Source organism: Agarivorans sp. QJM3NY_25 (genome assembly GCF_050870875.2).
In the GTDB taxonomy this organism is placed as follows: Bacteria; Pseudomonadota; Gammaproteobacteria; order Enterobacterales; family Celerinatantimonadaceae; genus Agarivorans.
On the sequence record NZ_CP194041.2, the window covers coordinates 4,850,490 to 4,873,976 of the forward strand.

Below are 23,487 nucleotides of genomic sequence, written 5' to 3' on the forward strand. Positions count from 1 at the left end.
CCACTAACGCCGACTGAAAATCGATCCACCTGAGGCACAATGTTCGTACGTTTAAATGATGAAGCGGCGGACTATGATTAATCAGGAGCAACTAGTGGAAATTCACGTGTTATATCGACAAGGGTACAGTATCCGCCGTATCGCCAAGGAGCTTGGAATATCAAGAAATACGGTGAGGCACTATTTACGAACAAAAGCAGCAACGCCGACTTATTCCCCTCGGGATAAAAAGCCGCGTAAAATCGCCCCATATAAAACTTATTTACTCGAACGTATTGAAGCGGCTAAACCACATTGGATCCCTGCCACAGTGCTATTGCGTGAAATTCAAGCATTGGGATATGAAGGTGGAATTACCATGCTCAAAGAGCATGTTGTGCAATATAAACCCAAGCCTAATTATGATCCTATTGTTCGCTTTGAAACTGAACCAGGCCAACAGATGCAAGTCGACTTTACGACCATAACCCGTAATGGTAAACGACTAAAAGCGTTTGTGGCGACACTGGGTTACAGTCGAGCTACGTTCGTCCTTTTCTCTGAGCGAGAACGTCAGGAAGATTGGATTCAAGGGCTTGAAGCGGCGTTTGAGTTTTTTGGTGGCTTCCCTAAGGAGGCATTGTTCGATAACGCTAAAGCCATCATGATCGAGAGAGACGCTTATAGTGAAGGTGAGCATCGCTGGAACCCACAATTACTTGCTACTGCTAAGAAATACGGTTTTAAGCCAAAAGCCTGTCGGCCCTATCGAGCGAAAACGAAAAGAAAAGTGGAACGCTTTAACTCCTACCTAAAAAGCAGTTTTATTACACCGCTAGCGGCAACGTTAAAACAACATGGTCTTGATCTTACCGTCGATGTCGCTAACGGTCACATTAGCGCATGGCTTGAAGTCGTTGCACACCAAAGAATACATGGCACGACAAATACCAAACCTCAGGTTTTACTCGAGAAAGAACGCTTCTCGCTTTTACCATTGCCGAATACAAGTGCACCAATAAAATAACTAGACATCCCTCCCAATTGGCGATCACTCATCAATTATCTTAATTACTTTTGAGGGGAGGCTCCGCTATGCTCGGTCAAGGCGCTCACAAGTGAGCTAGTCGAACACACCTTACAGCCACTACGTTTCCCGTTGTGTTCGCCATTGATGGCTGTGCTGATGCGTTGGCCGCAATTGCATAAAGGTACCTAGATCCAGATTTACGCCCGCAGTTGGATAAAGTCCAACTTAGCTTGGTCGCAGATACGGCATACTGCATGCCCAGATAGTGCAGCTTTTTGAGTGTACCAGTAACGACCTGCCCAGTTTTTACATAGTGCCCAAGTAATTAATGCCATGTGGGCAGGGTTGGTGTCTGGCTAAATGGCGTGAATTAAGGCTTTGCCCATACCGCCCCAGATGCCCAAGGGATGGCGTATTACTTTGAAACGTCCTACCCAAAACTCAGTTTTGGTGAGTCGTATTGATTAAGTCTTGATATGTCGAGTGTATCGACATACAAGAAAGTCATGTCGAAAAAATAGCAAAAAATCGACATATAAAATTGATATGTCGATCTAATCGACATAAACTGACCCAGTAGTTCATTTATGTCGATATAAACTGGAAATTTAAACATGACCTGGCAAGCAGAGCAACCTTACAACCAATTACCCACATTGCCGCCAAATCTAAATTCCATAGAAACGAAGGCCGTTCTGAAAGCCTGTATTTCTGCACGCGCCGCTGTAGCAGAATTAAAAAAGGCAGGGGAACTCATACCTAACCAAAGCATGCTAATTAACTTATTGCCTTTGCTGGAAGCAAAAGACAGTTCAGAAATTGAAAATATTGTCACCACTACCGATAAGCTTTTTCAGTATGCGCTAGAAGATAAAGGCGCTGATCATGCAACAAAGGAAGCTTTACGCTACAGAACAGCGTTATATCAAGGTTATATACAACTTGAAAGAAAGCCGCTTTGCACAGCGACTACCATTGAAGTATGTAGTACGTTAAAGCACTCCGAAATGGATATTCGTAAAGTACCGGGGACTTTTATAGGCAACCAGACGACTGGAGAAATTATCTATACCCCGCCTGCGGGAGAGAACGTTATCCGCGACTTGTTAACTAACTGGGAGCGATTTCTTCATGATGACGATGATATAGATCCATTAATAAAGATGGCTGTTAGCCATTATCAATTTGAAGCTATACACCCATTTTATGATGGGAATGGTCGAACAGGACGTATTTTAAATGTTTTGTACCTTATTGAATGCGGTCTTTTAACGCTACCTATTTTGTACTTAAGCCGTTTCATCGTTCATAACAAACAAGACTATTATCGCCTATTGAACCAAGTGACCAAAGATCAGAATTGGGAAGATTGGCTGTTATTTATGCTAAAAGGTGTCGAGCAAACTGCCATTTGGACTAGTGATAAAATCACAGCGATTAGGGCACTTATGGAAAGTACAACCGATTACATAAAAGCACAGCTACCTAAAATATATAGCTATGAGCTTGTTCAGCTTATTTTTGAACAACCCTACTGCCGTATCAATAATCTAGTTGAACGTGACATTGCAAAACGCCAAACTGCTTCAACGTATTTAAAGCAGTTAGCGGATATTGGTGTGCTGCAAGAAATAAATTCCGGTAAGGAAAAATTATTTGTACACCCTCGATTGATGACGTTAATGACAAAAGATAGTAATAGTCTCAACGCTTTTTGAGCGTAAAAATGTCCTTCCGTCTCCCGCAAAGTAGGACAGATGGCGAGGAGAATAGGTCCGATCCAAAATGTGGGCAGAGTTTTTCTGCCTGACTAACACCCATGTCACATAGAACAAGCGAAAAATGGCCAAGCTATGTTGACGGAAATCGTGCTCGATAAAGCCTTTCAAAACTGCTATGTTTTAACATTAACAGCAGCATAAAAACGGCACTGTTTTTCCATTGCTAACCACTAAGATTTAGTAAAATCCAGAGGCAAGTGGTGGGCAAACAGGCATTTTTGAACGGTTTATTTTCGGTAAGTTATAGAGTTTGTTAGGGTCTAGGTCGCTACTCAATGAGCAGATCCAAAACATAGAATAAGTGTTTTTCGTCGTGAGCGGCCATTTCCGCAAAGTTGCTCTCCATACCAAGTACCGCCATTACCTTTAAGTAAGTGCCTATGGAAACGCCCAGATCACCAGCGAAGACTTTGTTCACGGTTTTCTGATCAAAGCCAGTGCGCTCACACAGCAGCTTTTTTGTAAAACCACGTCGTTTCATCGCCAACAACAAGTCTTCACCAAAATGAGTCAGGGTTTTACGCTGCTTTGGAAACAGCACATTGTGTAAATCACGCTTAGCCATAGCAGCAACCAATGGGACTGTATTCCTATTTTAATGACCACAATTGGATTAATATCCTACTTTTAGGTTTAGTTTGCGCGATGGCTAAGGCGATGATACGAGGCCCTGAATACCAAAAGCCACCAAACGACACTTTTATGCGCGTAAAAATCCTAAATTCCACACTTTTATGCGCGTAAAAGTGTGAGATGGTAGAAAAACCTTAACTAGGATCCCGAGGTCTACTCAACCTTACTTTATGGGTAACAATCTGTAGACCTAAAGGTGGGCATACAACCTTTCAGGTAATCCATGCTGAGCGAGTTTTTCTAACACTCTATGACCGTTCTATAACCTGATCGTTTAAAGTAAATCACTTAACCGGTTTAACAGCGCTTTACGGCTATTATTCGCCACAACAAAGCGCTTAAAGCGTTGCTCAAACGCCGCTTCATCCGCTTTAAACTGGTGGGCTTCGAACAGTTGATGCAGATAGCGTGAAGCCTCATCGTAACCACTGGCGCAGGTTCGATTCGCTTGCTCTTGTACTTGCTGCCAGTAGTGCTCACGCTGGCGATAAATCTCTGTCTGCGCTTTTTCTTTTTCCGCTTTTTCGATAGCTAATTTTTTAGCGAATGCTTCGGCTTGTTCTTGCTGTAATTGGTTTTTTGCTTGTTCAATATAAGGGGCAATTACGTCGGGCGTTAACCAATACTGATAGCTTTCATCGTTATTGGCAGATTCTTTTCGCGTCATGGCTAAGGCTTGGTGACGGGTTAACTGGCCTTGTTCAAATATTGCGCTTATTAACGCGTTTTTGTCTGCCTCTGTGAGATTATTTAGCCATGTGTCCAACTGAAACTGGCTTTGTTTGGCTTGGTGACTTGGCTTAGCCTTAAGCATCATAGAAAGCGCTTTAACCAGAGTGAAAGGGATAGTGTAAAGTGCAGCAAAAGCCAATAATCCCTCATTGATATTCTGAAAATCGAACTGAATTAAAGGTATTGCTTCAAGTTCGCTATTCGAGTCAAACTCTTTAAGCCACATAAAATACAAAAGACGCCAATCACCTTGAATTAACTCACTGCGTAAGCCTGCTAAATGTTGGAAAAAATCTTCTGCACTTTCATCATCAAAATACTCGTAATACTCCTCAATGGAGAAAACAAGTAGTTGCCACTCGTCAGTTTGATGAAGATAAAGTTCGTCGCTTGAAAACTCAAACATCGCATCCCGTATCGTCCCTGCGGGCAGTTTAATGTAAACATAGATAGAGCCCCAGTCGGCGTAATAAAAACCGATATCAAAGTACTTTAGCATCAGCTCATTCGGCTCTGCTTTTAAATCACTGTAGTTATAATGTACTTGAAAAGACCTTGCCGTGATGTTGGCACGGCTTGAAATAACGTTGAGCGCTTGGAGCGCTTTACTGTCTAAGTGCCCATCCAGACACTCAAATCGATAGTATTGATATTCGCTCACGATGACCTTTTTATGAATTGATGGTGAATTGAAAGGTTTGCTTTAACAAAGGCTGAACCTGAACCACTCTGGCGACAAGTTCACCGTTTAAATAACATCTCGGATCGATGATAATAAATCCCCAAAACTGTAAAAATCGCTCAATAAACCGATTTTCAATGAGCATGCTTAAGTTTCTTTCTGGCGAGAAGTAATCATCCGTAGAGAAAGCCTGTTGCAAATCAGGAAAAGCTGTCATCACCTCTTTAACAAGCTGCTCCAAACTGTTGTGGCTTTGTATTCGCCACAGCATAAACAACCAGAAGGTTCTTAGGTCAATATCGTGCTCCCAGCCATCTAGGTAGCCCCAATTGTACTGAGAGCTTGCCGCTTCGAGCATGGGGATAAAGAACGCCTGTATACCATGCGTTAGGTACTGCTTTTGAGCTGCTTTTTTAACATGATAGCGCCCACTTCGACGATAGATGATACCTGCAATCTCTGCTAGCACTCGGGTGTAATGCAATGCATTAAACTTATCTTCGTTACTGCCCGCAAACTCGCTGATACTGATGTCACGTTCGAATTGAGCAACGGCAAACTCTGGCAACAATTCACTGGCTTGTTTAACGACTTTTGTTGGCAAGTTGCCTTTGGTGGTGGCTTTAAACGAGCCATCGTTTTGCATCGCTTCATCTAATATCAATGTTAAGTAACGCATCACAGGACAGGCCTTAAGGTCGTCTAGCGTGTGTATTAGTACCCCTTCCAACTCACTGAAAGGCGCATATAACCAATTACTCATTTGTGTTGGCGAAAGGCCACAAAAGTCAGGATGAGGCCGTTCATTAGCCGCCTTCATTTTTTGTTCTGCAACGATATTGAGTTCTTCTAAAGACAAGTTAGGGTTCATTGCGACTACTTGCTCAATATCATCCAGCATAGATGCGTGCTGCTTAGAGAGACTGTTCATGCAGCAACGTTTGTATTTTTTACCGCTGCCACAAGGGCAAGGTTCATTTCGACCTGGTTTCATGCTTTACTTACTCGTCTTATTTATCTTAATGCTACGTCACGTTAAAAAACGTCACCTCAAACCAACATCATCTCAAGCTAAAAGTGCCGAATTTTCTTGCTTACGCTCTGCGAGTGTTTTTTCTATCGCTAACACAGTGGTCTTACTCACCCCGTGTGGCTCAGCAAGCTGCCTAAACAGACTAATGGCATCCACTACCTCTTGAATACATTGCTGCGCTTCCTTCCAATTAGCCAAGCCAGCACTGGCCGCTAGCTTTTGCATCACTTTGAGTGGTGGCGCTTTTCCGTACCCGGCAAAGGCGGTGGCATGTTCATTAAAAGGGTGAGGGCTAAAGGTTACATCGTAAAATGGTGCGAGTTGCCAACTGCCATCATCGGCTTGTAAAAAGCCCCAATTTTTACTGTGATCGTCTTGGTTCGCGGCCAATAAGTTAAACATTGCGCGTCGAAATTGAAGTTGCCCGGCAGCAGGTGACTTACACAGTTGACGACTGGCTTTAATTAGATCGCTGTAGTCTAAGCTCGGGCTTCGAAAGTCGGCATCCAATAAGCCGCAAGCACTGTGCATATGTAAACGCCCAGCCTTCTCCTGCGCGGGTAAATAATCGAAACGCTTTAACGCAAGCCATGCTTTAGCGCCGCTACTTGCTGGCGCTTCAATTAACTGCCAAGTCGGTGGCTGACATTTTGCCAGCTCAGCCATTTGTAAATAGGCCGCTTCACATAAACCTTCTTCATGGCCCAAGGCTAAGTTCTTCGAAGTAAACTTAACTAACCATGCTTCATCACGAGGCTGTGCATAGGTGCGGCATTGCGTCGCGTCTCCAGCAGGCATATAAATTTGCGCTTTTGGTCTTGCCCCACCCGAACTACCACCAGCGACTAATGCGGCTAACACTTGCTGAGTGCTACCGTCTAAATCGTCAGTCTCTTTGTAGTCAAGAGTGGACTGGTCAAATAAGGTTTGCGCTTCTAAGCCCAGTGTTGCTAAATCAATATCTGTTCGCTGATCGAATGAGAACTCAGATACAGGGGTAAAAGACAATGCCCCCATTCCTTGCTGGCCAACAAACGCCAGTCTATCCATTGCTGTTACTTGTGCAGGTATTATACCTTGTTGGCGAAACACACGATCTTGCAACAGCAACCCCCAACCATCGGGAAGACTATCACCAAACACGCCGTGAATGCCTTGGTGAGGCTCTTTCGGTGCTTGCTGTAATCGCGTATCACCTTGAAGCGTAAAAGGAGATAAATTGCCAAACCTGCTTAGATAACTTTCATCGTACTGAAAGAAAACACCTTGGCGATTTTGCGCTAATATACCCACCAATACAGTTTCGCCCGTTGTGAGAGTGCGCTCCACATTCAACTTTTGAATGGATTTAAAGCTCATCTTTAAGCACCTCTTCTATACTGGTCGGTAAAGCGCTACGGTCAACCGTTGCTTGTGTTAATTGATAAAGCCTGTCTAGTGAATCCAACGACTGCCACAAAAGCAGCAGCTGACGAAATGATATTTGCCCGGTGAGCTCAAACTTTTTTATGGTCGAAGCAGGGACACAACTGCGCTGGGCCAGTGCCTCTCGCGATAGCTTCTCTTGTTTGCGTAAGCCCCGCAGATGAGTAGCAAAAGCTTGACTTACATCGGTGTCATCTAAAAGTGAAAAGTTCATACGCAGCCTTATCGGATACAATAATGTCTATTATAGCTATACCTTCTTATTTATGGATACAGTAATATCCATAAAAATATGGATGATAATCACATGACTGGAGAAGGATAGTAAAAGCTGATACTTTGCGTTAGGCAAGAGGTTGAGTTAACGTAATTCATCGCCTAATAGGCTTGTATCTAAGAGGCGAATTACAAGTGGTTAAATTGATGGTTGTTTGATTTTAAATTATTAATCAATGAGAAGATCCAAACCTAGATTAAGCGAATTATTCAAACTAAAAAGGGTGGTGATTTAGTGTTTTGAGGCTTAAGTATTCACTTGCCAGGAATTCAAACTACCCTTAAATCGTCACCTATAGGCGAATGAGTGAGGTACTAAAAATCGCTAGTGATTTTAAAATGACTCTGACCCCTTTTATACTCTTCAAACGGCCACTAACCGATAAACAATGAAGCTGGCACACCAAAACGCGCCGATAGTGCCTTAATGTGGTTGAGTGTTAGAGAGCGCTTCCCATTCAAGATCATTGATACCGTCGATTTTGCACCAATCTCTTCTTTCAAGTCACTTAAGGTCAATTGATGCTGATCGATGATAACTCTTAGCATGGCGATGCCGGGCTCTAGTTTTTCGATAGCTTGATTAAATTCACTAAACTGTTCCGCTTCTGCTTCATACCTTTCAATCACCGGAAACATCAAGTCGATCACTGGCTGATGAGCATCATAATCTTCGATAAGTACTTCCATCGTGGCAATCAGCTCTTGATATTGCTCTGGTGAAGAGATACCACTCACCCAAGGCATGACTTGGCTCAGTTGGTTAGCGACTTTGTCTAAAACTGCGATATCTAACATAGGGTTACCTTTTCAGCTTCTTTTCACGGTATTGCTTTGTAATGCAGTCTTACTCGGCATGGCTGACAATGTTCTTAATGAAGCATCGACTTCCTACAAATTCGATAAATGCAATAAGCCTAAGGTTGTTACCACCAATATCAATCACCCACCACTTATCAACATATTTAAAGTTGTCTAATGAGGGAAATACTTTTCGTAGCTCATCCGGGCTTTTTGCTTTACTCTCTTTTAACACCTTGTACGTTGCATCTAGTGCATCGGAATCGTTTGGATAGCGTTTTTTCGCATTTTCAAAAGGTTGCTTACTTATAACGTGCATGTACTATCCAGCCTGTTCACTATATGTGAACACTATACCTAAGCCAAGTTTAGTTCACCATATGTGAACATCAAGAAATTATTCAAATTTGAAGCAAAGTAACTAGTGGTGGTTAACAATGAGCAGCAAAGATAATTAGCGTTGCAAGCTTTTGGTTTACAAAGGGTTTATTATTTAAATCTACATTCAGATCCAAACCTAGATTAAGCGAATTATTCAAACTAAAAAGGGTGGTGATTTAGTGTTTTGAGGCTTAAGTATTCACTTGCTAGGAATTCAGACTACCCTTAAATCGTCACTTATAGGTGAATGAGTGAGGCACTAAAAGGCGCTAGTGATTTTAAAATGACTCTGACCCATTTTATAAGGCCTGCTTAGAAGCCAAGGTGGAACGCTCGCGGTTGGAGCAACGCTTACGCCAGTTGGATGAAGACATCACTCAAAAGCAGCAAGCACGAGGCTTATTAGCGGCCCTACTGGGTGAAGGTTCACTGCGAGCTTGGCATCAACAGACCAATCAACTAGCGCCAGATGCTCATCTGGATTGGTTAAGGCAGCAAGGCTTTAATGAAAAACAGGCTTTGCATTTGAAATGGTTGTCAAAAGATATGAACGCACACGAGCAATACATGGCCGACTTTATGACGGTGTTCCAAAATTTAGAGCACTGGGGGCCCGGTACCGATGATGACTCGCTTAAGGCTTTGTTATCACTCCCCATCGAGCCGCAAAGCATCATTGATATTGGCTGTGGTAAAGGCTTTTCTACCCGGTTATTAGAGCAACATACCAACGCACAGATTGTCGCGGTAGATAACGAACAAAGCGCCCTCGATGAACTTGGCGAGCGCCTTGCTGAGCAACAATTAGGCTCGCGGGTTACCCTGAGCTGCGCCAGCATGACCGAACTGCCGTTTTCAGCTTCGAGCTTTGATTGTGTTTGGTCAGAGGGCTCGGCTTACATTATGGGGGTCGAACAAGCGTTAACACAGTGGCGACCGTTACTTACAGAGAATGGCTGTATGGTACTCAGTGACTTGGTTTGGTTAACCGACAACCCAAGCCCTGAGGCCTTGGCATTCTGGCAACAAGAATACCCCGATATGCAAAGAGTACCAAAACGCTTGGCGCAAATGCGCCAAGCAGGCTTTGAAGTAATTGACCATTTCACCCTAAGTGAACAAGCCTGGCTCAATTATTACCAACCACTTAAAGCGCGTGTTGCGCAACTCAAATCGAGCCTGCCGGACTCAGCGGCCATTGCCGATATAGAGCGAGAGATTACGATTTATGAGCGCTACTTAAGCGAGTTTGCTTACCACATGTTTGTGCTACAGAAAGGAGCGTAATGCGACGCCCTTTATAGCAAACCCTGCACGGCTGGAAAGAACAGACCCTATGATATCCATTTCCAGCCAATCCCTATAAAATTGGACACCATGATACCCATATAAATAAGCGCGCCTTTCTGCGTTGGCAGATGGCTATTAAAAAGAACACTAGAAAATCGGCAAACTCTACTCGATAAAATCCTTCAAACTGCTATTTCTTAGCGCTAACAGCAGAATACGCAGCGCGCTCTTCAAACATGCAATCTTTCCATTTACTTCCAAATAGTTAAACTTTAAGCTCACAAGCTGTCACTCTAAGATGACTTGCATCATTTAACCGCTTTATTTAGATAGGAATTGTTTGTGACCAAAGATGATTTTTTAAAACTGCAAATGATCAGTACATGGCGCTTATTTTTCTATTCTGCGATTACTTTAGGGGTTTATTCGGGCTACTACATCAAAGCCTTAAGCCACAAAGTGAACCAACTAGACAATAACTTGCCCGCCATTCATAACACTCTGGTCGAAACTCTGTTTGTGTTGTGCTGGCTCGGCCCATTGAGCCTAGTCAAAGAGATTTGGTTTAAGGATCAGCCTATCTTTGTTTTGGCCGATGCACTGCTTAACTGGCTAGGTTTCATTTTAGTCGTTGTTTGGGCCTTTAAAGTGCGCAACCGCATCAACCTTACCTTCGACTTTGCAAAAACAGATCACCAGTTTTGGTTCTATGGTTTCTGGTGCTTTGTGTTTAACTCGTTCTATATCAACTATCGACTCAATCACGTCTGTTTGTGGGTACGCGCAGACCAAGATACAGCTGCGCCCCCCGAAGATCGATAAACACCAGCTAAGACAGAGCAACAATACCAGCCCTTCACTGGTTCGCAATGCTTACCCCATCGTGAATCCGTGAGGCGGCCCTTGCAAATTAAGCGCTACTTTTAAACTAAACTCGATTAAACCTTGCGCTATAGCCTAGAATCATTACAGTATCTGCCCCCGAGCCTGAAGCTCACGTCCTAGGATTGTCATGAAAAAAACCTATCTGTTAAGTCACCCCAAACGTAATCTGGCACGCATTATTGAAGCCGCAAAACATGATGCTAAAAAGTACATTAAGCGAGAGAAGGGTAAAACCTTGCCAGCGGGTGATGACTTTTGGGATTTTGATTGCAAATACGGCATCAATGAAGCCGAGGCAGAGGTAATTCATGTTTCGCAAATTAATGCCTGCATGGATAAAGCAGAGCAGCAGCAACTGCCTTCATTCTACCTAGAAATTATCGCCAGAGGCGCACAACGTCCACCAAAACCCTTGTTCAGCGAAACCGATGAGGCTGCAGAAGAAGTCGCACAAGAAACAAAAGAAGATGAAGCCGAAAGATAAAGATGCTGCTAGCGCACTCTCCAATAAAAAGCCTTAATGGGAGCTCCATTAAGGCCTTGTTCAGAACAGAGTAGCGCGCGTTTAAGTCTCGTGGTTTAACGCGTCCCATAAGCCATTGATATACATGATGCCGAGGGCACGGTCATACAAACCATAACCAGGGCGAGCCCACTTTTCTTCTCCCCAAATATGTCGACCATGGTCCGGACGCACATAACCCTGATAGTTATGTTTGTAGAGCATTTTCACCACTTGTACAATATCAATCGAACCATCGCAGGCGCGGTGAGAACTTTCGATAAAGTCACCATTGTCGAAGCGCTTCACATTACGAATATGCATGAAGTGGATCCGCTCGTGGAAAGTATCGATTAGATCAGGAATATCATTGTTCACCGATCCTAAAGAACCAGAGCACAGGGTTAAGCCGTTATAAGGATTGTCCACCAAGCCTAGAAAACGTTGGATGTTTTCTTTATTAATAATAATTCGCGGTAAACCAAAGATCGGGAAGGCCGGGTCGTCGGGATGGATCGCCATCTTGATACCACATTCTTCCGCCACCGGAATAATTTGCTCAAGGAAGTACTGCAAGTTTTTCCAGAGATCTTCCGCCGTAAAATCTTGATATAGCTTAAAGGTTTCTTTTAAATTGGCTAAGCGTTCTGGCTCCCAGCCCGGCATGGTCACGTCGGTATTTTTAGAAATCGTTTCAATCAGCTCGATGGGGTCAATTTCGCTAATCTTACTTTTCTCAAAGAATAAGGCATTCGAGCCATCAGGTAAGCTTTTATAAAGCTCGGTACGAGTCCAGTCAAACACCGGCATAAAGTTGTAACACACCACCTTCACACCAAATCGGCCCAGCGCTCGCAGGGTTTGTTTGTAGTTTTCGATGTATTGGTCACGGCTCTCTAGCCCCAACTTAATATCTTCATGCACATTGACACTTTCAACCACATCGATATTAAAGCCAGATTTTTTGATCTGCTGTTCAACTTCAGCAATCCGCTGCTCGTCCCACAACACCCCCGCAGGCATGTCGTGTAAAGACCAAACGATGCCTTCCACACCAGGGATTTGCTTAATTTGGTCAAGGGTGATTTGATCGTTGCCCTCACCGTACCATCTAAATGTCATTTTCATTGCGAATATTCCTGACAGGTTTAATTCACTCGCGTAGATCAAACCTTAATCGTTATTTAGCTCATCAATTCAACAAGCTAACATTTAAAATCGTAGACTGACTGCTTAGCGCCTTTTTCAAGGAGCAACTCTAATGCATGCAGTAAGTTCGCCTTAAAGGCGGCTTGTTTGGCCAATTTAGGTGGAAAAATTGCACTTAACTGCAAAAACGCCTCGACCACTTCTTCGACCGATTCATTGGTCAGCCAAATGTCGGCAAACTGTTCTGCCATGGGGTCACGAACATCAATCACGGCACCACGTTCATCCACCCCTCGGGTATACTTCATCCAAGCGGCCAAAGCCAAATACAAACCCGGAGTCTCAATATTGTGCTGTAAGCCATAGGCAATCGTTTGTAAGAAACGTGGCGGGATCTTTTGCGAACCATCCATGGCAATTTGCCAAGTACGGTGTTTTAAGGCGCTATTTTTATAACGGGCGATCAGTGAGTCTTTGTAATGCCCAAGATTGATCCCCTCAACGTTCAGCGATGGGCTGATTTCAATATCCATTAAGTAACGAATGAAGCGTTCATAAGCCTCATCTTGAATGGTTTGGTTAATGGTTTGATAACCCGCCAAATAACCAAGATAAGCCATGGCCGAATGGGTGCCATTCAGTAAGCGCAGCTTCATCTTCTCGAAGGGCGTCACGTCATCGGTAATAATAATATTGTCGATTGAGGTTTTTTCCCAAGCGGGTCTTTCATTACAGAACTTGTCTTCAATCACCCACTGTAAGAAGGGTTCGGTAACCAGCGATTGCTGGTCTTCAAGGCCGAGAGCCTGATTAACACGCAGCTGATCTGCGGCGCTGGTTTGCGGCACGATACGGTCAACCATGGTTGACGGGAAACTCACCTCGGCGGCGATCCAATCATGGAGTTTTGGGTCCAGCTGCTTGGCAAAATCTAATATGATATTTTGCAACACCACACCGTTGTGCGGCAAGTTATCGCAAGATAAGGGAGTAAAAGGCGCAATTTTATCTTCACGGCGTTTTTTGAGTGCTGCCACTAAAAAGCCAATCGCGGTATGCGGTTCATCTAGATGCGCCAAATCATGCTGGATCTGTGGATGCTCTAGATTCAAACGCCCCGTCGCAGGATGATGACAATAGCCTTTTTCGGTAATCGTTAAACTCACCACCTTCACCGAAGGCTGAGTCATATAACCAAGGATCGCATCCACTTGGTTACTAAAAAGTACTTGTTCTACCGCACCAACAATCGCCAGCGAAAGTGTCTCGTCTTGGCCGACCGCTACGGTATAAAGATTATCTTGGTTAGCGAAGCTGGCTTCAAGGCCAGTTTGTTCGATTGACTGACCTGCCGCTCCCCAATTACACACCCCAACAATTTTCCAATCGCCACCATGCTCTTTGAGCAAAGTATCCGTGATTAAAGCTTGGTGGGCTCGATGAAATGCGCCAAAACCAAGATGAACCATGCCCACCCCAGCATTCATGCTCTGTTCCGTAGGTTTACTTGCTGCGTTCGCGCTCGGCATAGAGCTTTTATTTAGTTTCATTAAAACCTCAATAGTAGCAGCGTTAAAGGCAAAGCTTTGCTGGCTTAGGTCCGTATATAAACAAATAAAGCAATACCCAAGCGCAGTGTTGAGTATTGCTTCGAAGTAATTTAGCTAAAAAAGCCTAAATCATTATTTGGTGTTTTGAATATCATTCAACATACCAACAAGCTCTGGGTTTTCAGTTTTAAATTTCTCATAAACTGATTGAACCGCTTTTTGGAATGCAGGAGTATCACTCTCAACAAAGGTAATCCCTTGTGATTCTAAGTCAGTGCGAGCTTTAGCAACGTAATCGCTCCAGTTTTTCTCTTGCACTGCAACTGTGGCTTGCGCATCTTTACGTACTGCTTCTTGCTCTGCTTTTGACAAGCTATCCCATACACTGGTAGAAATAACCAATACGTCAGGCACCATGGTGTGACGGTCGTAAGAGTAAACTTTTTTCACTTCAAAGTGACGTGAAGAGTAGTAAGACGGAATGTTGTTTTCCGCACCATCAACCACACCTTGTTGTAAAGCAGAGTACAACTCACCATAAGGAAGTGGCACCGGCGTCGCACCTAGCGCTTTGATGATATCAATCGCTAATGGTGAGTTTTGCACACGAATCTTCATGCCTTTCAAGTCTGCAGGAGTCACAATCGCTTTATCTGTGTAGAAGCTACGAGCACCAGCATCTAAGAACGCTAAACCAACAAAACCTTGGTCACGAGAAGAAGCTAAAATACCTTGGCCAATTGGTCCATTTAACACTTTGTTGTAATGGTCAAGATCACGATATAAATAAGGCAATGACAAAATTTTGTAAGCCTTTGAGAAAGACTCTAGTGGCGCAGCACTTACTTTGGTAAATGCAATGGTGCCATTTTGGACCATTTGCAATAACGCTGTTTCATTCCCTAAGGTTCCATTTGGATAAACCTTCACTCGCAAGTCACTATCTTTGGTCACACTTTTCGCGAACCAATCCAAAGATTGGTGAACAGGGTGCTCAGTTGGTAATGCGTGAGCCAATTTCAAAGTTTTTGCATATACAGCCGAGCTACAAGACATCCCTGCAATCACACCAGCCAGTAAGAGTTTTTTAAATTTCATAATTTCACGTCCTTAATCAATTTATTATTAGGATTTATATCCTGCCAAGTGAGGCAGCCACATGGTTAGTGAAGGAAATACCACTATCAATCCGAGTGTTATTACCATAATTAAGAAAAGGGGCAGTAACTTAGGCACCACTTCTCCCAGTTTATTTCCAGATACACTACAGCCTACAAATAGAGCTGTACCCACTGGAGGTGTACAAATACCGATACATAGATTGAATACCAAGATAATACCGAAGTGAATTGGATCCACGCCTAATAGCACCGCTATCGGTAAGAATATCGGGGTAAAAATCAATACCGCTGGTGACATATCCATGAACGTGCCCACAACCAGTAAAATCAAGTTCATGAGCAACATAATCACAATTGGATTGGTCGAGTAATTCAACACAAACTCAGCAATCGCAGTTGGAATGTCTGCATTCGCCATTCCCCACGACATGGCCGAAGAAGTTGCAATCATCAGTAATACAATCGAAGTGGTTAACACGCTATCAATTAAGATTGAAGGTAAGTCTTTAACTTTTAATTCACGATAAGCAAAACCGAGGATCAAGCTGTAAACCACCGCGATGGCTGAAGCTTCGGTCGCGGTGAAAGCACCACCCAAGATACCGCCCATAATAATCACGACTAAGAATAAGCTCGGCAATGCATCGAGAATAACTTTAGAAGTTTTTTCGGTTTGAACAATTTTTTCTTGAGGAATACCATTTCGTTTACCCAAGATGAAGATACCAAGGATGATACCTAAGCCCATGAGTAAACCTGGGACATATCCGGCAATAAATAGGTATTGAACAGAAGTACTGCTCACAAGTGCATACAGAATAAGAATGTTTGACGGCGGAATTAACAAGCCAGTCGGGCATGACGCCACGTTCACAGCTGTCGAAAATGCCCGCGGATACTTATGCTCTTTCTGCATTGGCCCCATGATGCCACCAACAGCCGCGGCAGCTGCCGCTGCAGAGCCAGACAAAGAACCAAACATCATGTTGGCAATCACATTCACATGGGATAAAGAGCCTGGTAAGCGACCACCAAGTAACATCGCAAAGTTAATTAAGCGTACCGCTAAACCTCCCCGGTTCATTAAATTACCGGCCACAATAAAGAACGGTAAGGCTAATAAACCAAAGCTATTTAAACCATTTGCTAACTGCTGCGAGACGAGTATCGAGGCTTTATCGATAGGGAAATCGAGAAAAATCGTCAATAATGCAGCACTACCAATCGCGAAGGCAATTGGCATACCGATGATAAGAAAGATAGCCAAGGTGCCAAACAAGACAATAATAGGCAATAGGTCAAAAAGATAATCAGGCATAACGCTGATATATTCTTGAGTGAAAATAAGATCAATTAAAGTCATTACTTATCACCTTTCTTGCCAGAGGCGATATTCGCGATAGAAGCAAATATATCTAACAAACCGTAATAGTTAATAAGAACACCGGACAAAGGCAATACCACGTATACGTAGCCGATAAGTAGATGATTTCCACCAATAGCGAGTCCAGGCGATATTTGATGATGCTGTAAGGTTGTTGCCACAACCATGCTGCCACCATAGATAAGCGCAATCGATGAAAAGGTTATCACCAATAAATTAATAAAAATGCTCAGTAAATTTCTATTTCTAAAATTCAACTTCGGCATCACTAATTCTAAAGCGAGGTGCCGTTTTACTGAATAGGTATACGCCCCACCTAAAATACCTATCCAAATAAGTAGGTATCTAGATAACTCATCGGTAAAGACTGAAGGATCGTTGATAATAAAACGGGTAAAGACTTGCCAAACCACCGTTAAAATCATCGCCCCCATAAATATAATCAGAGCCGTAGCCAACACGCGATTGACGATCTGATTCAAGGTAGAAATAATCATTGTTAATTCCATGTATCCTACTTACCATTTTGAAGAAATAGCCAAGACTCCTTCAAAAACTCAACACCAAAGCCGCAAAGCTAACATAAACCGCTGGGAGGATATGAGCTTAAGCTCACACCAAATGTTAAATTTGAACTACAGTTTCAAAATTTGTGACCCAGCGAGTCATAATTGGTATCACTACATATAGGAGAACACCACTCACAAACTTGACGTGTCACTCCAATACCCGCTCATGTTATACCAATTACCCTAAATAGAAGAGTGTCTATGTCTCATTTTGGAAAGTGGTATGATCAATTTTGCGATGAAATACACGAAATGGGAGAGAAATGGATGCAGGACTTAGTAAAACTTAGTTGAGTTTTGTTATTTTGCAAGCAAGACAGAGTCCCGCATGCCAAGAGAACGACTCGCCACCAATAAAACCACATACTTCCTTGTATGTAGACTCACTTAAACAATAGAAGAGCAACCCGGTAGATTGATTAAAGACGGGGAATAACAACAAACATATAGCCGAGATACAGCTCACAAGCTATCTGGACGCCAATATAGCAGCGGCTTTGTTAGGCTAAACCAATATTGAGCGGTTGAAACTCAACCACCGGATTATCAGTGAATAAGTAACGGTCATCACCGTCAAATATGGTGGCGTTAAATAACATTTGCTTGGTGTTCTCAAGATGCTGCCACATCGCTAACTTAGCCGCTTGCGGGTCTTTACGGATCAGCGCATCTAGAATTTGTTCATGATCACAACACCAGCTATTAAGACAACTTTCATCAATGTGCTCATGTAATTTGAGCCAATAAGGATTCTGCTCTCGATGCTCCCACAATTGCTCTACCATAATCAGCAATACTGAGTTTTGCGTCGCTTTGGCAATCTGAATATGAAATAGCTTATCCCACTTAGAATCACGGAGACGATCTTCTTTTAGAGCTTTGGCCTGAATTTTTTTCAGCTCAATAATATCTTGTTTGGTCACCTGAGAGGCAGCAAACTCAGCGATATTGCTCTCTAATAGCTGCCTTGCCTGCAGCAGTTCAAAAGGGCCGGAGAACAATAAGGTTTCACTTGCTTTATCGGCACTCTGGTTATTGCTTGGCATGTCCGTGGCAATCACGTGAATGCCCGAGCCCTTACGCACTTCAACAAAACCTTCAATTTCCAGCATAATGATCGCCTCACGCACCACCGTACGGCTCACTTCCATGGTTTCGCCGATCACGCGCTCCGAAGGCAAACGCTCACCAACCTTATATTTACCACTCACTAACTGCGCTTTTAAATCTGCGGCAATCTTCTGATAAAGACGTTTTATTTCAAATTCAGACATCAATTTACCCAAAATGTGCACAATGACCGATACAGCCACATTGACAAGGCTATCGTACCAAAACAGCCTGATCGCGACAATGCCTGCAGCGGTTCAAAAAAACTAAAACCACGCTTCAGCCCATTTATTCTAAATCACCTTAAACCGACTCAAGACAGGGGGCTGAGCTTAGCCTGAGCCATCTGGCTCCAGAAAAGGGCACAAATCGAAAATCTAAAGCGAAACCCCAAATACAATCGGTCTAACCAATTAATTTTAGCTCAGTCCCCCTTAACAGAGTAAAAAAAACGCTCAAAATACTCAAAAACAACTGATGAAAAACAATGGGTGACAAACAAGTGACTGTTTTTACTTCAAAAAAGTTAACTTATAACTTTCATGAATAATACTATTTAAGTCAATAAGGTCTAGTGTAATTTTGCCGCAAACACGATTAGTGGGATCTAACTCTCAAGATCAAACTTTCTTGATGGGATAAATTTGTTATACCAGTTGAATAGGGTGTATTTTAAGAGAGTTAAAATAACCAAATTTGAGAGAACCTGTATGTCGACATTTTTAAGCGAAGATTTCTTACTGACCACAGACGTAGCTAAAGAGCTTTACCACAATGTGGCAGCACAGCAACCAATCATTGATTACCACTGTCATTTGCCCCCGACACAAATCTCTCAAGATTACCGCTTTAATAACCTCACCGACATTTGGTTACGTGGCGACCATTACAAATGGCGAGCCATGCGAACCAACGGCATTGACGAGCGCTTCATTACTGGAGACGCCAGTGACCAAGAAAAGTTTCAGGCTTGGGCGAGAACGGTGCCTCAAACCATTGGTAATCCGTTGTTTCATTGGACTCATCTAGAATTACGTCGACCTTTTGGAATTACCCAACGGATCCTCAACGCCGAAAGTGCCGAGGGCATCTGGAATGATTGTAATGCGATGCTAGCCACTCCCGAATTTTCGGCAAGAAGCATTATGCAAAAAATGAACGTTCGTATGGTGGGCACCACCGACGATCCTATTGATGATTTAGCCGCCCACAAAGCAGTTGCCGACGACAAATCCTTTCATGTAAAAATGCTCCCCAGCTGGCGCCCAGACAAAGCCTTTAATATTAATGCCGAAGATTACCTAAGTTATATCGCCACCTTAGGCGAATTAACCAATATCGAAATCTCTCGCTTTCATCAGTTATGTGACGCGCTGTTTATTCGTCTTGACCATTTTGCCGCTCACGGTTGTAGTATCGCAGACCATGCTTTAGACACGGTTGAATATGAAGAAGCAAGTGAACAAGAGCTTGATCAAATCTTAGCCAACCGCCTGAATAACAAAACCGTCTCGGCAACACAAGCTGCGCAACTCAAAACCGCAGTGCTGGTTTACCTCGGTAAAGAATACGCGCGTCGCGGCTGGGTTCAGCAATACCACATCGGAGCCCTGCGCAATAACAATCAACGCATGTTACAACTGCTTGGTCCCGATACAGGTTTTGATTCCATCAACGATGGCTTAGTGGCAGCACCATTATCAAAGTTAATGAATGCTCTCGCGCTTGAAGATGCCTTACCTAAAACCATCTTATATTGCCTCAACCCACGCGATAACGAAGTTCTGGCTACCATGTGCGGTAACTTCCAGGGCGATGGTATTGAAGGCAAGATCCAATTTGGTTCTGGGTGGTGGTTTAATGACCAAAAAGACGGCATGTTACGCCAAATGGAACAGCTCTCTCAGTTGGGCCTACTCAGTCGCTTTGTAGGCATGCTAACCGACAGCCGTAGCTTTGTTTCTTATACTCGTCATGAATATTTCCGCCGCTTAGTCTGTCGCCTATTAGGCCAATGGGTTGCCGACGGCGAAGCCCCACACGACATGGCACTACTCTCAAAAATGGTTGAAGACATCAGCTTCAACAATGCTAATAAATACTTCAACTTGAATCTGGAGAAATAATGAACACCCTTAATCGCGCTCAATTTGAAGCTAAACAATACACCACCCGAGTTCTTCAGTTTGGAGAAGGTAATTTCTTGCGGGCCTTTGTTGATTGGCAATTAGATATTTTAAATCATCAAACCGATCTCGATGCTGGCGTTGCCATTGTCCGCCCCATCGATACCGATTTCCCACCGCTACTGAACCAACAAGACGGCCTTTATACCACAGTGATCCGCGGTTTGAATGAAGACAATCAAGCGGTAGAAGAAACCCGAATTATTAGTTCGGTGAATCAAGAATTATCGGTTTACCAAAACTACGATGAATATTTGGCACTCGCCAAAGATCCCAATATTCAGTTTATCTTTTCGAATACCACTGAAGCCGGGATTGCCTATAACCAACAAGATAAATTTACCGATACACCGGCAAGCACCTTCCCGGCGAAGCTCACCTGCTGGTTACACGCTCGTTACCTCGCGTTTTCTGGTGCAAGCGACAAGGGCTTGTTCATCATTCCTTGTGAGTTAATTGACTACAATGGCGATAAGCTAAAAGAAATAATTAATCAATACATTGAGTTATGGGATCTCGGTAGCGAATTCAGCAGCTGGGTGAATGAAGCAAATACTTTTTGCTCCACCTTGGTTGATCGCATTGTGACGGGTCATCCACGTGACGAACTAGCTAGCTTGGAACAAAAATTGGGTTATCACGACCAATTTATGGTCACCGCGGAGTACTTCCATCTGTTTGTGATCCAAGGACCACAAGCACTAGCCGAAGCTTTAAAACTTGAAGGGCAAGCACTCAATATTAAAATTGTGGATGACATCAAACCCTATAAAGAGCGTAAGGTTGCGATTCTGAATGGGGCCCACACCGCCATGGTGCCAGTTGCCTACATGAGTGGCATCGATACGGTTGGCGAAGCAATGCAAGACCAACAATTAAGCAAGTTTGTTGAATCGCTACTCTCAGAAGAAGTGATCCCAGCCTTATCACTGGAAAAAGATGAGCTGCAAGCCTTTGCTGATGCGGTTATCAATCGCTTTAAAAATCCTTACATTCAACATCAGCTCACGTCCATCGCACTCAATAGTATGACCAAGTGGCAAACTCGCCTGCTGCCACAATTGCTGACCAACGCCGAGCGTAACGGTAAAGCGCCCAAGTTAATGAGTTTCGCTTTTGCTGCTCAGCTATTGTTCTATCGCGGGCTTCGTGACGGTCAAAGCATTCCACTCAATGACGACCAACATTGGTTAGATTTGTTTAGTGAGCAATGGCAAGCCGTTGACTCGGGGCAAAGTACAGCAGCCGAACTGGTCAGCAAAGTATTAGCGAAAGAAAAAAGTTGGGGCCAAGATCTCAATCAAGTGCCTCAATTCGCGCAACAGGTGACCGCCTATTTAACGGCGATGCTAACTGCCGGAACATCAGCAGCACTCAGTAAAGAGTTGGATGGATAAAATGAAGACTTGGATCCAAATACACCCACGAGATAACGTGATTATTGCCTTGGAGCCAATGCTTAAAGGCACCGAGATCAGCATTGCTGACCAGCATGTTTATCTACAGCAAAACATCGACAAAGGCCATAAAGTTGCCATTGCAGAAATTGCGCCCAATGGGTTATTGGTAAAGTACGGTGAACCTTTTGGTCATGCGACAGAGGCGATCAATTGCGGTGAGTGGATACATAGCCATAACGCCAAAACGAACTTAAATGATAAAAGTAGTTACCAATATACACCAAGCGCAGCAGTTGAATTACTGAGCAAACCCGACCGTGAAGTACAGCTCTATCGTCGCAGCAACGGTGAAGTCGCAGTGCGCAACGAAATTTGGATTATTCCAACGGTGGGTTGTGTGAATGGCATCGCCCAGCAAATTGCCAAGCGATTTTTGGCTAAAAATGACACCTCGATGATCGATGGGGTACATGTGTTTACCCATCAATTTGGTTGCTCACAACTTGGCGATGACCATCAAACCACCAAGAAATTGTTACAAAGCATGGCCACGCACCCCAATGCGGGTGGTACTTTGGTGATTGGTCTTGGTTGTGAAAACAATCAAATCGTCCCCTTTAGGCAAGGCTTAGCAGCACACGATCCAGAACGCATCGAGTTTATGGTGGCGCAGCACAGCGACGATGAAGTGGAGCAAGGGCTGGTTCATCTGCAACGGCTGTTTGATAAAATGCAGCAGGACCGACGCGAGCCCGGCAAGCTTTCTGAAGTTCGCTTCGGCTTGGAATGTGGCGGCAGTGATGGCTTATCGGGAATTACCGCCAACCCAATGCTGGGTTTATTCTCCGACACCATGGTGGCGCATGGCGGCACCACGGTGCTGACCGAAGTTCCTGAAATGTTTGGCGCAGAAACGATTTTGATGAATCGCGCTAAAGACCAAGTGGTCTTCGATAAAATCGTTGACATGGTGAACAATTTTAAAGAGTACTACCTCAGCCACGACTTACCCGTGTACGAAAACCCATCTCCAGGTAATAAAGCTGGTGGGATCACCACCCTAGAAGATAAATCTTTGGGGTGTACTCAAAAAGCTGGCTCTAGCCAGGTGATTGACGTGATTGATTACACTGAAAAACTCAGTAAACCGGGGCTTAACCTCTTAAATGCGCCGGGTAATGACGCCATTGCCACCAGCGCCTTAGGTGCGTCGGGTTGTCATATGGTGCTCTTTACCACCGGACGAGGCACGCCTTACGGAGGCTTTGTGCCAACGGTGAAGATTGCCACTAACAGTGACTTAGCAAGCCGCAAACCGCACTGGATAGACTTTAATGCTGGGGCTCTAATCACCGACAACTTATTAATGCCAGAGCTACTCGACCGATTCTTAGATCACTTAGCCAAATTGGTGAGCGGCGAGCTCACCAAAAATGAGTACAATGATATTCGTGAGTTAGCCATCTGGAAAAACGGCGTCACTCTGTAACTGCCGCACGAAAAAGTAAACAGCACTATCACCGCTCTCGGTGATAGTGCTGACTCTCCCTCTTCAAGAGATAAGGCCCGCTAAGCGACGCCTCGACCA

The 23,487-nt window shown here is 43.8% G+C and carries 20 protein-coding genes and 1 pseudogene; 8 read left to right on the forward strand and 13 right to left on the reverse strand.

The features are described 5' to 3' along the window. Positions 1-73 precede the first annotated feature (73 nt). A pseudogene (gene istA / locus ACRRSW_RS22250) lies at positions 74-991 on the forward strand (IS21 family transposase); the annotation flags it as partial. 632 nt (positions 992-1,623) lie between these two features. After that, entirely contained in the window at positions 1,624-2,727 is a 1,104-nt protein-coding gene (gene fic / locus ACRRSW_RS22255; RefSeq protein WP_432460489.1) for a protein adenylyltransferase Fic, read from the forward strand. A 331-nt stretch (positions 2,728-3,058) separates the two neighbouring features. Here the strand turns inward: fic and ACRRSW_RS22260 are convergent, their stop codons facing one another. From ACRRSW_RS22260 to ACRRSW_RS22290, 7 genes are all read right to left on the reverse strand, one after another. Continuing rightward, a complete protein-coding gene (locus ACRRSW_RS22260; RefSeq protein ID WP_432460490.1) occupies positions 3,059-3,355 on the reverse strand; it encodes a transcriptional regulator in 297 nt (98 codons plus the stop codon). 342 nt (positions 3,356-3,697) lie between these two features. Continuing rightward, positions 3,698-4,816: a hypothetical protein gene (locus tag ACRRSW_RS22265; protein WP_432460491.1), complete on the reverse strand. Its 1,119-nt coding sequence runs from the start codon at positions 4,814-4,816 to the stop codon at positions 3,698-3,700. 10 nt (positions 4,817-4,826) lie between these two features. Next, the gene (locus tag ACRRSW_RS22270) at positions 4,827-5,831 is read right to left on the reverse strand and encodes a YecA family protein (protein ID WP_432460492.1); all 1,005 of its coding nucleotides are present in this window, start codon (positions 5,829-5,831) and stop codon (positions 4,827-4,829) included. Positions 5,832-5,903: 72 nt separating this feature from the next. Then, positions 5,904-7,229, reverse strand: a complete 1,326-nt coding sequence (locus ACRRSW_RS22275; RefSeq protein WP_432460493.1) for a type II toxin-antitoxin system HipA family toxin — start codon at positions 7,227-7,229, stop codon at positions 5,904-5,906. Further along, on the reverse strand, positions 7,219-7,509 hold the full coding sequence (locus ACRRSW_RS22280; protein ID WP_432460494.1) for a helix-turn-helix domain-containing protein: 291 nt from the start codon (positions 7,507-7,509) through the stop codon (positions 7,219-7,221). Before ACRRSW_RS22280 ends, ACRRSW_RS22275 begins: the two co-directional genes overlap by 11 nt. Before the next feature lie 437 nt (positions 7,510-7,946). Beyond that, positions 7,947-8,369 (reverse strand): helix-turn-helix domain-containing protein, encoded by a 423-nt coding sequence (locus tag ACRRSW_RS22285; RefSeq protein WP_432455371.1) that lies wholly within the window; start codon positions 8,367-8,369, stop codon positions 7,947-7,949. A gap of 49 nt (positions 8,370-8,418) precedes the next feature. Then, positions 8,419-8,691, reverse strand: a complete 273-nt coding sequence (locus ACRRSW_RS22290; RefSeq protein ID WP_432455370.1) for a type II toxin-antitoxin system HigB family toxin — start codon at positions 8,689-8,691, stop codon at positions 8,419-8,421. A 386-nt stretch (positions 8,692-9,077) separates the two neighbouring features. Here ACRRSW_RS22290 and ACRRSW_RS22295 point away from each other — a divergent pair, with 386 nt between their 5' ends. The 3 genes from ACRRSW_RS22295 to ACRRSW_RS22305 all read left to right on the forward strand — a co-directional run bounded on the left by ACRRSW_RS22295 (position 9,078) and on the right by ACRRSW_RS22305 (position 11,412). Then, positions 9,078-10,040: a MerR family transcriptional regulator gene (locus tag ACRRSW_RS22295; RefSeq protein ID WP_432460495.1), complete on the forward strand. Its 963-nt coding sequence runs from the start codon at positions 9,078-9,080 to the stop codon at positions 10,038-10,040. Between the two features lie 345 nt (positions 10,041-10,385). Then, complete coding sequence (locus tag ACRRSW_RS22300) at positions 10,386-10,865, forward strand: DUF4234 domain-containing protein (protein WP_432460496.1); 480 nt, start codon at positions 10,386-10,388, stop codon at positions 10,863-10,865. Positions 10,866-11,055: 190 nt separating this feature from the next. Continuing rightward, on the forward strand, positions 11,056-11,412 hold the full coding sequence (locus tag ACRRSW_RS22305; RefSeq protein ID WP_432455365.1) for a DUF6172 family protein: 357 nt from the start codon (positions 11,056-11,058) through the stop codon (positions 11,410-11,412). 81 nt (positions 11,413-11,493) lie between these two features. On the opposite strand, the gene uxuA is transcribed toward ACRRSW_RS22305, so the two are convergent. The 6 genes from uxuA to exuR form a co-directional block, all read right to left on the reverse strand. After that, complete coding sequence (uxuA, locus tag ACRRSW_RS22310) at positions 11,494-12,558, reverse strand: mannonate dehydratase (protein ID WP_432460497.1); 1,065 nt, start codon at positions 12,556-12,558, stop codon at positions 11,494-11,496. Positions 12,559-12,635: 77 nt separating this feature from the next. After that, positions 12,636-14,129: a mannitol dehydrogenase family protein gene (locus ACRRSW_RS22315; RefSeq protein WP_432460498.1), complete on the reverse strand. Its 1,494-nt coding sequence runs from the start codon at positions 14,127-14,129 to the stop codon at positions 12,636-12,638. 132 nt (positions 14,130-14,261) lie between these two features. Further along, on the reverse strand, positions 14,262-15,227 hold the full coding sequence (locus ACRRSW_RS22320; protein ID WP_432455360.1) for a TRAP transporter substrate-binding protein: 966 nt from the start codon (positions 15,225-15,227) through the stop codon (positions 14,262-14,264). Positions 15,228-15,254: 27 nt separating this feature from the next. Beyond that, positions 15,255-16,568 carry a TRAP transporter large permease gene (locus tag ACRRSW_RS22325; RefSeq protein WP_432456122.1) on the reverse strand — a complete coding sequence of 438 codons (1,314 nt, stop codon included), beginning with the start codon at positions 16,566-16,568 and terminating at the stop codon, positions 15,255-15,257. Between the two features lie 44 nt (positions 16,569-16,612). Beyond that, positions 16,613-17,143, reverse strand: a complete 531-nt coding sequence (locus tag ACRRSW_RS22330; RefSeq protein WP_432460499.1) for a TRAP transporter small permease — start codon at positions 17,141-17,143, stop codon at positions 16,613-16,615. Positions 17,144-17,703: 560 nt separating this feature from the next. Beyond that, positions 17,704-18,477 (reverse strand): transcriptional regulator ExuR, encoded by a 774-nt coding sequence (gene exuR / locus ACRRSW_RS22335; RefSeq protein WP_432455357.1) that lies wholly within the window; start codon positions 18,475-18,477, stop codon positions 17,704-17,706. Between the two features lie 546 nt (positions 18,478-19,023). On the opposite strand from exuR, the gene uxaC reads away from it, so the two are divergent. Genes uxaC through ACRRSW_RS22350 form a run of 3 tightly spaced genes read left to right on the forward strand, consistent with a single transcriptional unit; the run spans position 19,024 to position 23,388 of the window. Beyond that, complete coding sequence (gene uxaC / locus ACRRSW_RS22340; RefSeq protein WP_432455355.1) at positions 19,024-20,439, forward strand: glucuronate isomerase; 1,416 nt, start codon at positions 19,024-19,026, stop codon at positions 20,437-20,439. Next, positions 20,439-21,896: a tagaturonate reductase gene (locus ACRRSW_RS22345; RefSeq protein ID WP_432460500.1), complete on the forward strand. Its 1,458-nt coding sequence runs from the start codon at positions 20,439-20,441 to the stop codon at positions 21,894-21,896. The genes uxaC and ACRRSW_RS22345 overlap by 1 nt, the downstream gene beginning before the upstream one ends. Next, positions 21,889-23,388, forward strand: coding sequence for a UxaA family hydrolase (locus ACRRSW_RS22350; protein WP_432460501.1), 1,500 nt, complete (start codon positions 21,889-21,891; stop codon positions 23,386-23,388). The genes ACRRSW_RS22345 and ACRRSW_RS22350 overlap by 8 nt, the downstream gene beginning before the upstream one ends. The last annotated feature ends 99 nt before the right edge of the window (positions 23,389-23,487 follow it).